Here is a 14,974-nt window from a genome sequence, read left to right as displayed (position 1 = left end):
TATATTTTCACTGTCATTATAGGTCATATAAAAAAGAAAATATGTGATGTACATCACACTATTAAAAAATAATGAAAACAATTAAAGAGCTAAAAAAGGAAAAATACTGACAAAATCCGAAGGGAAATAGGAAAATTTCTATCGTTTTGCTTACAGAAAGTGACACACTTTATCTGCTGTTATGCGCTATACTTTTTTCTAACAGAATCATAGCATCATAACTTCCACAGAATTTCGGAGGTTTTCACTATGGTTTATTTGAGTGCTTAGCTTTTTAAGGGGGAAGATAATTGGCGGTATATTTGGATATTATCTGGGCATTAAACTTTATGTTTGATAGCCTTCTCCTTTATCTGACAGCCATTATTTTAAAGAGGGAAGTTCGTCTCTGGAGAGTTTTTGCGGGAGGCTTGATAGGTTCGGTTATTATTTTATTAGTTTTTACTCCATTAAATGCCTATTCTGGACACCCCATAACAAAGTTATTATTCTCTGTTGCCATGGTACTTACCGCTTTTGGCTTTAAGCGGTTACGTTATTTTTTAAAAGGACTTATGATCTTTTATTTTTCAACATTTTTAATTGGGGGATCCTTAATTGGCATCCATTATTTTATGAAATTTGATTACCAGCTATCTTCTTCTGTTATGCTGGCAAGTGTTAAAGGATTTGGAGACCCAATCAGCTGGCTGTTCGTACTGCTGGGCTTTCCGTTAGCCTGGCATTTTTCAAAAAGGAATATTGAAGGAATTGAAATAACCAAAATCCAATATGACTCCCTGGTCCAAGTTCAAATTTTTATTAATGAACGAGAATATCGTTTCAAAGGCCTGATTGACAGCGGCAACCAGCTGTATGATCCTATTTCTAAGATGCCGGTCATGTTTATTTCGATTAAAGACAGGCTTGAACAATTTCCTGAGGAAATAATAAAAATTGCTGGAAACCCTGAAGAAATAATACTAGGCAACGAATCAATCAGCGGAGAGTGGGAGCATAAAATGAGGGTTATTCCTTGCAAGGTAGTTGGACAAGAACATCAGCTTATCATTGCTTTTAAACCTGATCGCATTGTTATAGAAAAAGAAAATGACATAATCGAAGCAGAAAGGGGATTGGTCTCTTTTTCAATGCAGCAGCTGTCCGCTGACGATGCGTTTCAATGTATCGTTCATCCTAAAATGCTTACTGGCATAAGTAAAACAAAGCCGGATGCAAAGGTAAGTTAATATACTATACTCTGCAGAAACATAATTTAGAAGGAGGACAATTCATGAAAAAGTTAAAACTTCGCTTATCCTATTATTGGTATAAATTATTAATTAAGCTGGGGATCAAAACAGATGAAGTTTATTATATAGGCGGCAGCGAAGCACTCCCTCCTCCTCTCAGCAAGGAAGAAGAAGAAATGCTGCTTATCAAGCTTCCGAAAGGGGATAAAGCTGCAAGATCCATTCTAATTGAAAGAAACCTCAGATTGGTTGTTTATATTGCCAGAAAGTTCGAAAACACCGGCATTAATATTGAGGATTTGATCAGCATCGGAACGATCGGTCTGATTAAAGCGGTTAATACCTTTAACCCTGAGAAAAAAATTAAGCTGGCTACATACGCTTCCCGCTGTATTGAGAATGAGATTCTAATGTACTTAAGAAGAAATAATAAAATTCGCTCTGAAGTCTCCTTCGATGAACCATTAAATATAGATTGGGATGGGAATGAATTGCTACTTTCCGATGTCCTTGGCACTGAGGATGACATCATCACCAAGGATTTGGAAGCCAATGTTGATAAAAAGCTGCTCCTAAAAGCCTTACACCAGCTTTCAGACAGGGAGAAGCAAATCATGGAGCTGAGGTTCGGTCTCGGATCAGGCGAAGAAAAAACTCAAAAAGACGTGGCAGATATGCTGGGAATTTCCCAGTCCTATATATCCCGCCTGGAAAAAAGGATTATTAAAAGGTTGAAGAAGGAATTTAATAAGATGGTCTAGAAAATTCAGAACAGTTTTTATGGAATCCTATTAATAATTTTTTTACAAAAATTTGCAAGCGAAAAACCTAGTGTTTATGATGTTTTGGCCATTTGCCCATCCGGCAGCAATAATAGCCTGTGCATATTTTTCCTGCTCAAGGAGATACTGTTTTTTGTACAGCAGCTCCTGTGAGGAGGGAAATGGATTGACTCGAAATAAAGTAGAAATTTGCGGTGTTGATACTTCAAAGCTTCCAGTTTTAAAAAACGAAGAAATGAGAGAGCTCTTCAAGCAAATGCATAAGGGGGATATAACCGCACGGGAAAAACTCGTCAACGGCAACTTGCGTCTCGTATTAAGTGTGATCCAGCGATTTAATAACAGAGGCGAATTTGTTGATGACCTGTTCCAGGTCGGCTGTATCGGTCTCATGAAATCTATTGATAATTTTGATTTAAGTCAAAACGTTAAGTTTTCCACCTATGCAGTCCCAATGATTATTGGAGAAATCCGCAGATATCTGAGGGATAATAACCCTATACGCGTATCCCGGTCATTAAGGGATATTGCTTATAAAGCGCTGCAAGTGCGAGAACGCTTGATGAGTAAAACCTCAAGAGAACCGACCGCTGAAGAAATTGCCAAAGAGCTCGATGTTCCGCATGAGGAAATTGTTTTCGCATTGGATGCGATCCAAGATCCCGTCTCCTTATTTGAACCGATCTATAATGATGGAGGAGACCCGATTTACGTGATGGATCAGTTGAGCGATGAACGAAACAAGGATATTCAATGGATTGAGGAAATAGCATTAAAAGAAGGAATGCGGAGACTGAATGAAAGAGAAAAGCTGATTCTAAGGAAGAGATTCTTCCAGGGGAAAACCCAAATGGAAGTGGCCGAGGAAATTGGCATTTCCCAGGCACAGGTCTCCAGACTGGAAAAAGCCGCCATTAAACAAATGAATAAAAATATTCAAAGCTGAGCAGCCATTTTGGCTGCTTTTTGCTTTTCCCGGCTTTAAGGTTTTATTCTTTTCACTCCTTTTCTAACATTTTTCATAGAGCAGCAAACATATATTTAATAAGAACATAAAATTGGGAGTGAAGTCTCTATGGTGAAAATATCTGAATTCCAGATGAAAGATGTTGTTAATGTAGCGGATGGCAGAAAGCTTGGAAACATAGGTGATATTGACATTAATATAAACACTGGCAAAATTGAAGCAGTTGTTATAGGCGGAGCAGGAAAAGTATTAGGCTTTTTCGGCAAGGATGAGGATATTGTTATTCCATGGAAAAACATATTAAAAATCGGAGAGGATGTCATATTGGTTCGCTATAAAGATACAACTGAACTGAAGCATATCGAGGAAGAAGCGTAAAGAAGCGGTGTTAAAGCTGTAAACGGTCCAGACTGTATGGTAAACTATAGAAAAATAAGATGGGGTTAAAAATATGGAGCCATTTTCTTTAAAGAATAGAGAGTATTTTGTGATAAAAGAATGGACAGATCGTTTTCCTAATATAACAGCCGGATTCACAACCAAGAATGGCGGCTGCAGCCAAAATGAGTTTGAAGCCCTTAATGTAGGGCTGCATGTGAAAGACAGCTATGAAGCGGTCAGCCAAAACCGGAAACATGTGGCTGGCTTGCTTGGTTTTTCTCCAGATCGGTGGGTTGGTGCTGAACAAACACACGAAGTAAGAATCCAAAAGGTATCCAAGGAAAACCAGGGGAAGGGCGCACTTGTATATGAAGATTCATTTCAAGGCACTGACGGTTTTTTTACATATGATACAGGTGTACTATTAACTCTTTGTTATGCAGATTGTGTGCCGCTTTATTTTTTGCATGAAAAAACAGGAGCGATTGGCATTGCCCATGCAGGCTGGAAGGGTACAGTCGAGGGAATTGGCAAAAATATGGCCGAGTTCTACGGCAATGAAGGAATTGATTTACGTGAGGTTCAAGCAGTGATCGGGCCTTCCATATGCGAAAATTGTTACATTGTTGATGATCGTGTCATTTCAAAAGTGCAAAAAATACTAGAAGATGTCGAGATAAAGCCATATAATTTAATTAATGACAATCAGTACCATCTGGACTTGAAAAAGCTGAACAAGCAAATTCTTTTGAATGCAGGTATTTTAGAAGATAATATATTGATTACGGAATATTGTACAAGCTGCCATAAGGACTATTTCTTCTCCCATCGAAGAGATAAAGGGAGAACTGGCAGAATGATGAGCTTTATCGGATGGAAGGAGGAAGTCTGAGGTTAAATGAAAGTTGAAGAGAATTTAAAGCAAATAAAGTCTGCCATTCTGGAAGTGTGCGAAAAAGCGGGGCGTAATCCTGATGAAATTACAGTTATTGCTGTTACTAAATATGTTTCAATAGAAAGAGCCCAAGAAGCTCTTGTGGCTGGAATTGAGAATTTAGGAGAAAACAGAGATGATGGACTCCTTGCCAAGTGGGAAGTTTTAAAGGACAAGCCGACCTGGCACTTTATCGGTACACTTCAAACCAGGAAGGTAAAAAACATTATTGATAAGGTTGATTTTATCCATTCACTGGATCGGATATCGCTTGCAAAGGAAATTGATAAACGGGCAGCGAAAAAAATTAATTGTTTTGTTCAGGTTAATGTTTCAGGAGAAGAGTCCAAACAGGGAATTAATCCTGAAGATGTAGCTGCATTCATTTCAAGCCTTGAAGAGTTTAAGAACCTGAACATTATCGGGCTTATGACGATGGCACCATTTACTTCTGATGAAGATCTGCTGCGTTCCTGTTTCCGAAAACTGAAGGACCTTCAAGCAGAGGTGAGAGACCTTAATTATGATTTTGCTCCATGCACTGAGCTTTCCATGGGCATGTCAAACGATTTTGCCATCGCCATTGAAGAAGGGGCTACCATGGTGAGAATTGGAACTGCTTTAGTAGGCGAAAAGGATCAGGAGGTTCAATAAAATGAGTATAAAATCAAAATTTAAAACATTTTTCTTCCTGGATGATGAATATGACTATAAGGAAGAGGAAATCATCGAAGAAGAAAGAGAACCGGTAAAGCAGGCGCAGAAACAGCAGCAGCCAGTTCAAAAACAAAATGTCGTCAGCCTGCAAAGTGTGCAGAAGTCGTCTAAAGTAGTTCTGGTTGAGCCGCGTATGTATGCGGAAGCACAGGATATTGCTGATCAGTTAAAGAATAGAAGGGCCGTTGTGGTGAACCTGCAAAGAATCGATAAGGATCAGGCCAAACGGATCGTTGATTTTTTAAGCGGAACTGTTTATGCCATCGGCGGAGATATTCAAAAAGTTGGAACAGATATTTTCTTATGTACGCCTGATAATGTGGAAGTTTCAGGAAGCATCTCTCAATTGATGAAGGAACAAGAATTCGAAAGTACGAGGTGGTAACACTCAATGGAATTTTTATTTGGAATCTTATCACAAGCAATTTATTATTATTCATGGGCATTAATCATTTATATTCTGCTGTCCTGGTTTCCGAATGCGAGAGAGTCAGCTTTTGGCCAGTTTCTTGCCAGAATTTGCGAACCATATCTTGAACCATTCCGTAAGATCATTCCTCCGCTTGGCATGATTGATATTTCACCAATCGTTGCCATTTTGGTCCTGCGTTTTGCTACTGGAGGATTGCACCAGTTGTATCAATGGATTGCTTAAGCATAAAAAGGGGGCTAATAAGGCCCTTTTTTATTTTGTAAAAAGGAGGCTTGGATTTGATTGAGCATTTATCAGCACTTCCGTCCGGAAGAAAAAGAGTTTATTGACCAGGTCCTCAATTGGAAGGATCAGGCAGAAAATACATATGCTCCAAAGCTCACCGATTTTCTTGATCCGAGGGAGCAGTATATTCTTAAAAGCATCATAGGACAGCATTCAGGAATACAGTGTGATTTATTTGGAGGTATACCAAATTCGGAGAGGAAAAGGGCTTTTATATTACCGGATTATTACCAAACAGATGAGGAAGATTTTCAAATCTGCTTATTTGAAGTTGACTATCCCAAAAAGTTTGTTACACTCGAGCATCCTCAGGTTTTAGGCAGCCTGATGTCTCTTGGATTAAAGCGGGGAAAATTCGGTGATATTCTATTCGATAACGACAGGATCCAATTTTTTGTATCTGAAGAAGTGGAGGACTATATTCGCCTGCAGCTGGAGACCATCGGCAGAGCCTCCGTTACTCTAAGGAAGCATCCCTTTGCTAAAGCAATCCAGACAAGCGAGGAGTGGCGGGAATACTCGGTCACATCCTCATCCTTAAGGCTTGATACGGTCATTTCAATGGTATACAGTATCTCCAGGCAAAAATCACAGCTTTTTATCCAGCAGGGGCTGGTTAAAGTCAATTGGACATTAATTGAAAACCCCTCCTTTGAATGCAAAGAAGGAGATATGATTTCAGTCAGGGGACAAGGGCGCTCCAAAATCATGGAGATTGAAGGGAAAACCAAGAAGGATAAATGGAGAATTATCGCTGGAAGGCAAAAATAATTTATAATAATGCAGGAATTTGATGCAAGCTGTCGAATAAATAAATCAAAAGATAGCGGAGTCTGTTATAATGAAAGGGAACCAGCAGGCTCAGACAAATTTTTACATAAGAACAACAGATCTGGGAGGTGGCACCTATGCCATTAACACCGTTAGATATTCATAACAAGGAATTCAGTAAAGGGTTCCGCGGATATGATGAAGATGAAGTAAATGAGTTCCTCGACCAAATCATTAAAGATTATGAAATCCTGATCAGGGAAAAAAAGGAACTTGAAGAAAAACTCAATGAAGTTAACGATCGCATTGGCCACTTTACAACAATTGAAGAGACTTTGAATAAATCCATTGTGGTGGCACAGGAAGCTGCAGAAGAAGTCAAGCGCAATGCACATAAGGAGGCAAAGCTGATCATTAAAGAAGCGGAAAAGAATGCTGACCGGATTGTTAATGAGTCATTATCGAAAGCACGAAAAATCGCATTGGATATCGAAGACCTGAAGAAACAATCCAAAGTATTCAGAACCCGTTTCAAAATGCTCGTTGAAGCACAGCTTGATATGCTGAACAACGATGATTGGGATCATTTAATGGAGTATAAGCTTGACTCTACAGACCTAAAATCATTAAAAGAAGAGGAAGAATCACTGGCTTGACGAAAGCTTTAGATATCGCATATACTTTTATAACAAAGTAAATACCATGATTATAAACGATGAGAGGGAAAGTACAGTTTTTTTAGCTTAAGTGCAGAAGTGCATGCGCACTCTGTTAGCGAGCCGGGGATGGTGGAAGCCCGGGGATAAGCAGAAAATTGGAAAATCACCCTTGAGTTCCTTGCCGAACATTCTTTAGAACCAGTAGGCCAAGGCGAATCATTCACGTTAAGAATGCTTTGAGCGGATGGAATGAGTAATTCCGTCTACAAGGGTGGTACCGCGGGAGAATAAAACCTTCTCGTCCCTTTTTGGGATGAGAGGGTTTTTTGTGTTTTATAATGATTTATCTGCTCTAACATTGGCAATCATGGTATTTAATGAGTTTGTCGCAGTCTAATGGGCGGTAGGAATCCCGCTTCAAGACACAGAGAAATCGAAGGGGGATAAGTGGGAGTCCAACTGACCGTAGAGGCCCGATTGGTTCAACTAACAATCAATGGGGATGAAGGAACCCCCCACTGATTGAAGTTTCACTTTATACAGGAGGAAAATGGAATGGATTACAAAGATAGTTTATTAATGCCAAAAACAGAATTCCCGATGCGCGGGAATCTTCCAAAGCGCGAACCTGAGGTCCAGGCTAAATGGGAAGAAATGAATATTTATGAAAAGGTACAGGAACGCACAAAAGGCCGTCCGATGTTTGTGCTGCACGATGGCCCTCCATATGCAAACGGCGATATTCACATCGGCCATGCACTGAACAAAATCCTGAAGGATTTCATTGTCCGTTCCAAGTCTATGACCGGATACAATGCCCCATATGTTCCCGGATGGGATACACATGGTTTGCCGATTGAGCAGGCTTTGACAAATAAAGGGGTAAAAAGAAAAGAAATGAGTGTTGCGGAATTCCGTAAACTTTGCGAAGAGTACGCTTATGAGCAAATTGACAGCCAACGGGGACAATTTAAGCGTCTGGGTGTACGCGGTGATTGGGAGAACCCTTATATCACGTTGAAGCCTGAGTATGAGGCACAGCAAATTAAAGTATTTGGAGAAATGGCTAAAAAGGGCTACATTTACAAGGGTAAAAAGCCTGTTTATTGGTCTCCGTCATCTGAATCTGCATTGGCTGAAGCTGAAATTGAATATAAAGATAAACGTTCACCATCGATTTATGTTGGATTTAAAGTAAAAGATGGAAAGAACGTTTTGGATAACGATACGCAAATCATCATTTGGACAACAACTCCTTGGACGATTCCTGCCAACCTTGGAATTTCTGTTCATCCGGAGCTTAATTATGCTGTTGCTGAAGCAAGTGGCCAAAAATATCTTGTTGCTGAAGATTTATTGTCGTCAGTCGCAAAAGAGTTCGAATGGGAAGACCATAATGTTGTGAAAACAATTAAAGGAAGCGACCTAGAGCATGTAATTGCTGAGCATCCCCTTTATGGGCGTGACTCCCTTGTTATGCTGGGCGAGCATGTAACTACAGATGCAGGTACTGGCTGTGTTCACACAGCTCCTGGCCATGGGGAAGACGATTTCCATGTTGGTATGAAATACGGATTGGACGTATTATGCCCGGTAGATGATAAAGGAAACATGACAAATGAAGCTCCCGGTTTTGAAGGCTTGTTCTATGATGCAGCCAACAAACCAATTACGGAAAAGCTTGAGGAAGTTGGAGCTTTATTAAAGCTAACATTCATTACTCACTCTTATCCGCATGACTGGAGAACAAAAAAGCCGGTTATTTTCCGTGCGACAGCACAATGGTTTGCATCCATTAAGGATTTCCGCAATGAACTTTTAGAAGCTGTTAAGGAAACGAATTGGTATCCTGCATGGGGTGAAACGAGACTGTTCAACATGGTCCGCGACGGCGGAGATTGGTGTATTTCCCGTCAGCGCGTCTGGGGTGTTCCAATTCCTGTCTTTTATGCTGAAAGTGGAGAAGAAATCATTACAGATGAGACAATCGAACATGTGTCAAATCTTTTCCGTGAAAATGGTTCAAATATTTGGTTTGAAAAAGAAGCTAAGGAATTGCTTCCTGAAGGGTTCACTCATCCTGGCAGCCCGAACGGCCAATTTACGAAAGAAACGGATATCATGGACGTTTGGTTTGACTCTGGTTCTTCCCACCAGGCTGTTCTTTTAGAAAGAGATGATCTTCAGCGTCCTGCGGACTTATACCTTGAGGGATCTGACCAGTACCGTGGTTGGTTTAACTCTTCGTTATCGACTGCAGTTGCTGTGACAGGAAAAGCTCCTTATAAAGGTGTTCTAAGCCATGGTTTTACCCTGGACGGCGAAGGCAGAAAAATGAGTAAGTCCATCGGCAACGTTGTTGTGCCGGCTAAAGTTATGAACCAGCTTGGTGCTGACATCCTTCGTTTATGGGTTGCGTCTGTTGATTACCAGGCAGATGTCCGTGTTTCCGATGCAATCTTGAAACAGGTTGCTGAAGTGTACCGCAAGATCCGCAACACTTTCCGTTTCTTGCTTGGAAATCTTGCTGACTTTAATCCTGCAACTGATTCAGTTGCATTTGAAAATCTGCGTGAAGTTGATCAGTTCATGCTTGTTAAGCTTAATAAATTGATTAAGAGCGTGCGTGAGTCTTATGACCGCTATGAATTTGCGGGCATCTACCACGCAGTCAATAATTTCTGTACATTGGATCTAAGTGCGTTTTATCTTGATTTTGCAAAAGATGTTCTCTACATTGAAGCAAAAGATAATGCAGAGCGCCGTGCGATCCAAACAGTACTTTATGAGAGCCTGATTGCTCTTACAAAACTTGTAGCGCCAATTCTGTCCCATACAGCAGATGAAGTTTGGAACTTTATCCCAAATGTGGAAGAAGAGAGTGTACAATTAACTGATATGCCGGAATATCAAGAGCTTCCAAATGCGAAGCAGCTTGAAGAAAAATGGACGGCATTTATGAAGCTTCGCGATGACGTTTTAAAGGCATTGGAAGAAGCGCGCAATGAAAAGATTATCGGTAAATCACTGACAGCAAAAGTCACTCTTTATGTTAACGATCATGCTAAAAACCTACTGGATTCTATCCAGGAAAACCTTCAGCAGCTCTTTATCGTTTCGGGCTTTGAAGTAGCAGGCAGCCTGGAAGATGCTCCTGAAAACGCAATGAAATTTGAAAACACCGCAATTGCTGTTACCAAAGCAGAAGGTGAAACATGCGAGCGCTGCTGGACAGTAACACCGGAAGTTGGCCAGACTGAAGGCTACGATACACTTTGCCCTCGCTGTGCTGATGTTGTAAAAAATAACTATAGCCATTTGGCGTAATAATTGAACAGTCCCCTGGTTCAGGGGGCTGTTTTATTTTAGGCTGCTAGGACTTTATCTAAAGCGCGGGTTAAGGAAACAAAAGTCCATGGGTGCAGGATCTTGTCTTTAATTCGGAGAAAGAACGAAGGGGGAACTTACGTGCTTAAAATTTCCTTAAGTTCGAAAAAAGGAACAAAAAAGTATACATGCCGGAACTTTATCTTTAACTGTGAGGAAAGGGAACAAAAGGAAGCTTGAATTTTTACTTCAGCCTTATAAAAGGGAAGAAAAAATGATACCTAGAGAAATGTTCCAAGAGTTTTAATAAATAATTCCACCTTCGTTAAATGTTGTGCCGTTTGCTAAAAGTTTGCCCGTGTCTGGAAACGCCTCCGAGAAATAATAAAGGAAACACCAATAGAACGGAGGAAAAAGGCATGGATGCAAAAGCAGAAGGGCTCTATTCAGAACTCCGTAATACAAGACAAGAAATATTGGAAAGACTGATGGAAGGCAATAGTTCAGCTTTGATTAAACCAATTTTATTGGAAGAGCTGAATGACATTGAGCAGACGCTAAAAAAAATTGAAAATGGCGATTATGGGAAATGTGAAATTTCCGGTGAGCTGCTCCCAACAGATTTGCTTGAAATGGTACCGACCTTAAAAACGATGGAGGATTGCAGCAAGCTCGGGAATTATTACCGAAAATCGATCTATCATTGAGTTTAAGCGTGTGCTGTGTTTTTTATTCAGTTTGTGCTAAAATGCAAAGGTAATGATATGAGATATGGGGGTTGCCTTTGTGTTTTATTACATAATTGCTTTGTTTGTGATTGCTCTTGACCAGCTGACAAAATGGCTGATTGTAAAGAACTTCGAATTAGGGGAAAGTGTGAAGGTTATTGAAGACTTTCTCTATATTACATCGCACCGCAACCGTGGCGCTGCATGGGGTATCCTGCAGGGTCAAATGTGGTTTTTCTATGTGATAACCGTCATTGTCATCATTGGAATTATTTATTACATTCAAAAAGCGGCTAAAGGCAAAATGCTTCTAGGTGTCTCTTTGGGATTAATGCTGGGCGGAGCGATTGGAAACTTTATTGACAGGGTATATCGGAAAGAGGTTGTTGATTTTATAAACACCTATATTTTTGGCTATGACTTCCCCGTTTTCAATATTGCTGACTCGGCATTGGTGATTGGAGTAGGCATGCTGATGATCCAGATGCTGCTTGAAGAGAGAGAAGCAAAGAAGGAGAAATCTTATGGAGAAAATGGAACACATCATTCCTGAGGAACAGGCAGGAGAAAGAATAGATAAAGTACTATCCACGCTAAATGCAGAGTGGTCAAGAACCCAGGTTCAGCAATGGATCAAGGATGGCTATGTTCTTGTAAATGGACAAAAGCCGAAAACAAATTATAAATGCACGGTGAATGACCGTATTGAGATCACCATACCTGATCCCGAAGAATTGGATGTGGTACCTGAAGAAATGGACTTGGATATTTATTATGAGGACCAGGATGTCCTTGTTGTGAATAAACCTAAAGGAATGGTAGTCCATCCTGCAGCCGGGCACGGAACCGGCACCCTTGTAAACGGCCTGATGGCCCACTGCAAAGATCTTTCAGGGATAAATGGTGTTATGAGACCTGGAATCGTTCATCGTATTGATAAAGATACTTCAGGACTTCTCATGGTTGCCAAAAACGATTTGGCTCATGAAAGCCTCGTTAACCAGCTTATGAAAAAAACGGTAACACGAAAATACCGTGCCATCGTCCATGGAGTTATTCCCCATGATTATGGAACCATTGATGCACCGATTGCCAGAGACCCTAAGGATCGTCAAAGCATGACAGTAGTGGACAATGGCAAACATGCAGTCACCCATTTTCATGTCCTCGAACGTTTTAAGGATTTCACACTTGTTGAATGCCAGCTGGAAACAGGCAGGACCCATCAAATCCGTGTGCATATGAAATATATAGGTTATCCGCTTGCAGGAGATCCAAAATACGGGCCAAGGAAGACCCTGGATCTTGGAGGACAAGCCCTTCATGCGGGAGTGCTGGGATTTGATCACCCAAGGACGGGAGAGTATCTGGAATTTGAGGCACCGCTTCCTTCTTATTTTCAAGAGCTCATAGATAATCTTGCAAATAATCGTTGACAACTGTCCATATGTGCTATAAGATGACTATAGTTAAATAAGTCCTTTAAAACAGTCCCGTGAGGCTGGGAAGGAAACGGATTGGAATGGAGGATACTGTATCCTCATTCTGCAGCAAACGACTTCGTTTACCCTCTCGCCGTATCGGTGAGAGGGTTTTTTTATTATAAAAGAGGTGATCAGAATGCAGCAAAAAGCAATTGTCCTGGACGAACAAGCAATCAGGAGAGCACTGACAAGGATTGCCCATGAAATCATTGAGAAAAACAAAGGAATCGAGAATTGTATCCTGATTGGCATCCGGACCAGGGGGATATACCTGGCAAACCGCTTAGCGGAACGGATCGAACAGATAGAAGGAGCAAAAATTGCAGTTGGCGAACTCGATATTACTTTATACAGAGATGATCTTACTAAAAAAACTGAAAATCAGGAACCGTTAGTCAAAGGCTCTGATATCAAAAAGGATATCAATGATCAAAAGGTAATCCTTGTGGATGATGTCCTTTATACAGGAAGGACGGTTAGAGCTGCCCTTGATGCACTGATTGATATCGGGAGACCTTCGCAGATTCAGCTTGCTGTCCTTGTTGACCGGGGACATAGAGAGCTGCCAATAAGAGCTGATTATGTAGGTAAAAACATACCGACTTCAAGTTCAGAGAAAATCGTAGTTGAGCTAAAGGAAGTAGATGAAAACGATCAAGTAAGCATATTCGAAAAATAAATAGTCCTTTTAAATGCAGTCCAGAGAGGCTGACAAAGGGGAACTCAGCAGAAGCGGTCTGTCTTTTGCTGTCCTCTTTCACCCTCTTTGCGCCTTACTTGCAAAGAGGGTTTTTTAATAAAACAAAGAGGAGAGATTTGAATGAATAAACCCATTTTAGACATAAATGACATCCCATCACCGGCCCACTGGCTGACATTAAGCTTACAGCACTTATTCGCAATGTTCGGAGCAACCATTTTAGTACCATACTTGGTCGGGTTGAACCCCGCGATTGCCTTGATTTCCAGCGGACTTGCAACTATTGCCTTTCTAATCATTACAAAATGGCAGGTACCGGCATACCTCGGGTCATCTTTCGCTTTTATCGCTCCAATCATCGCTGCAAAAGCAGCCGGCGGCCCGGGCGCAGCCATGATTGGAAGCTTCATGGCAGGCCTTGTATACGGAGCTGTTGCATTAATCATTAAAAAAGCAGGCTATCGCTGGATCATGAACCTGCTTCCGCCAATTGTAGTAGGCCCAGTCATCATCGTAATCGGGCTGGCACTTGCAGGCACAGCAGTCGGCATGGCAATGAATAACCCTGAAACAGGTGAATACAGCATGCTGCATTTCTCGGTAGCGCTTGTAACGCTGGCAGCTACAATCATTTTCTCCATCTATGCAAAGGGCATGCTCAGCATGGTGCCAATTCTGGCAGGAATCATCATTGGATATGTTTATGCACTGGCAATGGGCATAATCGACTTCTCATTAGTTCAGCAGGCAGCCTGGTTTGAAATGCCTGAGTTCTTGTTTCCTTTTGCAGATTATGAAGTAAGGGTAACGTTTGATTTGGCACTTCTAATGATTCCGGTAGCAGTAGTAACGATCTCAGAGCATATCGGCCATCAGCTTGTACTTGGAAAAGTAGTCGGAAAAGATTATATTAAGGAACCTGGATTGCACCGTTCCATTCTTGCAGACGGAACAGGAACTATGATTTCAGCATTAATCGGCGGACCGCCAAAAACAACATACGGTGAAAACATCGGTGTATTGGCCATCACTAAAATCTACAGTGTCTATGTACTGGCAGGTGCCGCAGTCATTGCGATAATCTTTGGATTCATCGGTAAGGTTACAGCCCTAATCAGCTCCATTCCTACACCAGTAATGGGCGGAGTATCCATCCTGCTGTTCGGTATCATCGCTTCATCAGGTTTAAGAATGCTTGTTGACAGCAAAGTGGACTTCGGAAACAACCGCAACCTGGTTATCGCATCAGTCATCCTTGTACTGGGGATTGGCGGAGCGCATATTGAAATCTGGGAATTTAAACTTGAAGGAATGGCCCTGGCTGCGATCAGCGGCGTCCTCCTAAATCTGATTCTTCCAGGCAGAGAAGAAGCTAAAGATGACATGTTTGAAAGTGAAAACGAAAAAAAAACTAATGTAGCATAACACGTTTTAACTAGGTCCAGAGAGACTTAAAAGGGTGTTTGCGGCAATTTGGCTAAACGGGACCAGTGTACCCAAATGCCAGGTGGCCTCAACTTTGCAGCACCCTGACCGAATTGGCAGGGTGCTTTTTTATGGAAGCCCACGGAAAG

At 41.2% G+C, this 14,974-nt stretch carries 16 protein-coding genes and 1 other annotated feature; all 16 genes read left to right on the top strand.

Features of this window, described 5'->3' with window-relative positions; genetic code table 11:
• Positions 1-290 precede the first annotated feature (290 nt).
• The 16 genes from spoIIGA (at position 291) to AC3ZVC_RS21440 (ending at position 14,825) form a co-directional block, all read left to right on the top strand.
• The gene (spoIIGA, locus tag AC3ZVC_RS21515) at positions 291-1,229 is read left to right on the top strand and encodes a sigma-E processing peptidase SpoIIGA (RefSeq protein ID WP_490065163.1); all 939 of its coding nucleotides are present in this window, start codon (positions 291-293) and stop codon (positions 1,227-1,229) included.
• A 44-nt stretch (positions 1,230-1,273) separates the two neighbouring features.
• A complete protein-coding gene (gene sigE / locus AC3ZVC_RS21510) occupies positions 1,274-1,993 on the top strand; it encodes an RNA polymerase sporulation sigma factor SigE (protein WP_009330857.1) in 720 nt (239 codons plus the stop codon).
• A 187-nt stretch (positions 1,994-2,180) separates the two neighbouring features.
• Entirely contained in the window at positions 2,181-2,960 is a 780-nt protein-coding gene (gene sigG, locus AC3ZVC_RS21505; protein ID WP_026041699.1) for an RNA polymerase sporulation sigma factor SigG, read from the top strand.
• A 129-nt stretch (positions 2,961-3,089) separates the two neighbouring features.
• On the top strand, positions 3,090-3,359 hold the full coding sequence (locus AC3ZVC_RS21500) for a YlmC/YmxH family sporulation protein (RefSeq protein WP_214724718.1): 270 nt from the start codon (positions 3,090-3,092) through the stop codon (positions 3,357-3,359).
• Between the two features lie 73 nt (positions 3,360-3,432).
• Entirely contained in the window at positions 3,433-4,254 is an 822-nt protein-coding gene (pgeF, locus tag AC3ZVC_RS21495) for a peptidoglycan editing factor PgeF (RefSeq protein WP_490065161.1), read from the top strand.
• A gap of 6 nt (positions 4,255-4,260) precedes the next feature.
• Positions 4,261-4,950: a YggS family pyridoxal phosphate-dependent enzyme gene (locus AC3ZVC_RS21490; RefSeq protein ID WP_490065160.1), complete on the top strand. Its 690-nt coding sequence runs from the start codon at positions 4,261-4,263 to the stop codon at positions 4,948-4,950.
• A 1-nt stretch (position 4,951) separates the two neighbouring features.
• Positions 4,952-5,398 (top strand): cell division protein SepF, encoded by a 447-nt coding sequence (locus tag AC3ZVC_RS21485; protein ID WP_214724724.1) that lies wholly within the window; start codon positions 4,952-4,954, stop codon positions 5,396-5,398.
• 6 nt (positions 5,399-5,404) lie between these two features.
• Positions 5,405-5,668, top strand: coding sequence for a YggT family protein (locus tag AC3ZVC_RS21480; RefSeq protein ID WP_144542425.1), 264 nt, complete (start codon positions 5,405-5,407; stop codon positions 5,666-5,668).
• 60 nt (positions 5,669-5,728) lie between these two features.
• A complete protein-coding gene (locus tag AC3ZVC_RS21475) occupies positions 5,729-6,502 on the top strand; it encodes a YlmH family RNA-binding protein (RefSeq protein ID WP_490065159.1) in 774 nt (257 codons plus the stop codon).
• A gap of 137 nt (positions 6,503-6,639) precedes the next feature.
• Positions 6,640-7,158: a DivIVA domain-containing protein gene (locus tag AC3ZVC_RS21470; RefSeq protein WP_110065760.1), complete on the top strand. Its 519-nt coding sequence runs from the start codon at positions 6,640-6,642 to the stop codon at positions 7,156-7,158.
• Between the two features lie 50 nt (positions 7,159-7,208).
• Positions 7,209-7,470, top strand: a binding site (T-box leader).
• A gap of 246 nt (positions 7,471-7,716) precedes the next feature.
• Complete coding sequence (gene ileS / locus AC3ZVC_RS21465; RefSeq protein WP_490065158.1) at positions 7,717-10,488, top strand: isoleucine--tRNA ligase; 2,772 nt, start codon at positions 7,717-7,719, stop codon at positions 10,486-10,488.
• Positions 10,489-10,907: 419 nt separating this feature from the next.
• Positions 10,908-11,195, top strand: coding sequence for a hypothetical protein (locus AC3ZVC_RS21460; protein ID WP_490065157.1), 288 nt, complete (start codon positions 10,908-10,910; stop codon positions 11,193-11,195).
• A 79-nt stretch (positions 11,196-11,274) separates the two neighbouring features.
• Complete coding sequence (lspA, locus tag AC3ZVC_RS21455; protein ID WP_214724733.1) at positions 11,275-11,769, top strand: signal peptidase II; 495 nt, start codon at positions 11,275-11,277, stop codon at positions 11,767-11,769.
• On the top strand, positions 11,741-12,652 hold the full coding sequence (locus AC3ZVC_RS21450) for an RluA family pseudouridine synthase (RefSeq protein WP_490065156.1): 912 nt from the start codon (positions 11,741-11,743) through the stop codon (positions 12,650-12,652). The genes lspA and AC3ZVC_RS21450 overlap by 29 nt, the downstream gene beginning before the upstream one ends.
• Positions 12,653-12,836: 184 nt before the next feature.
• On the top strand, positions 12,837-13,379 hold the full coding sequence (gene pyrR, locus AC3ZVC_RS21445; protein ID WP_490065155.1) for a bifunctional pyr operon transcriptional regulator/uracil phosphoribosyltransferase PyrR: 543 nt from the start codon (positions 12,837-12,839) through the stop codon (positions 13,377-13,379).
• A 141-nt stretch (positions 13,380-13,520) separates the two neighbouring features.
• The gene (locus AC3ZVC_RS21440) at positions 13,521-14,825 is read left to right on the top strand and encodes a solute carrier family 23 protein (RefSeq protein ID WP_490065154.1); all 1,305 of its coding nucleotides are present in this window, start codon (positions 13,521-13,523) and stop codon (positions 14,823-14,825) included.
• Positions 14,826-14,974: the final 149 nt, after the last annotated feature.

The organism is Cytobacillus sp. C11.1 (assembly GCF_058145115.1).
Note: the sequence above shows the minus strand (reverse complement) of the source record. Positions and strands in the feature narration are given on the sequence as shown.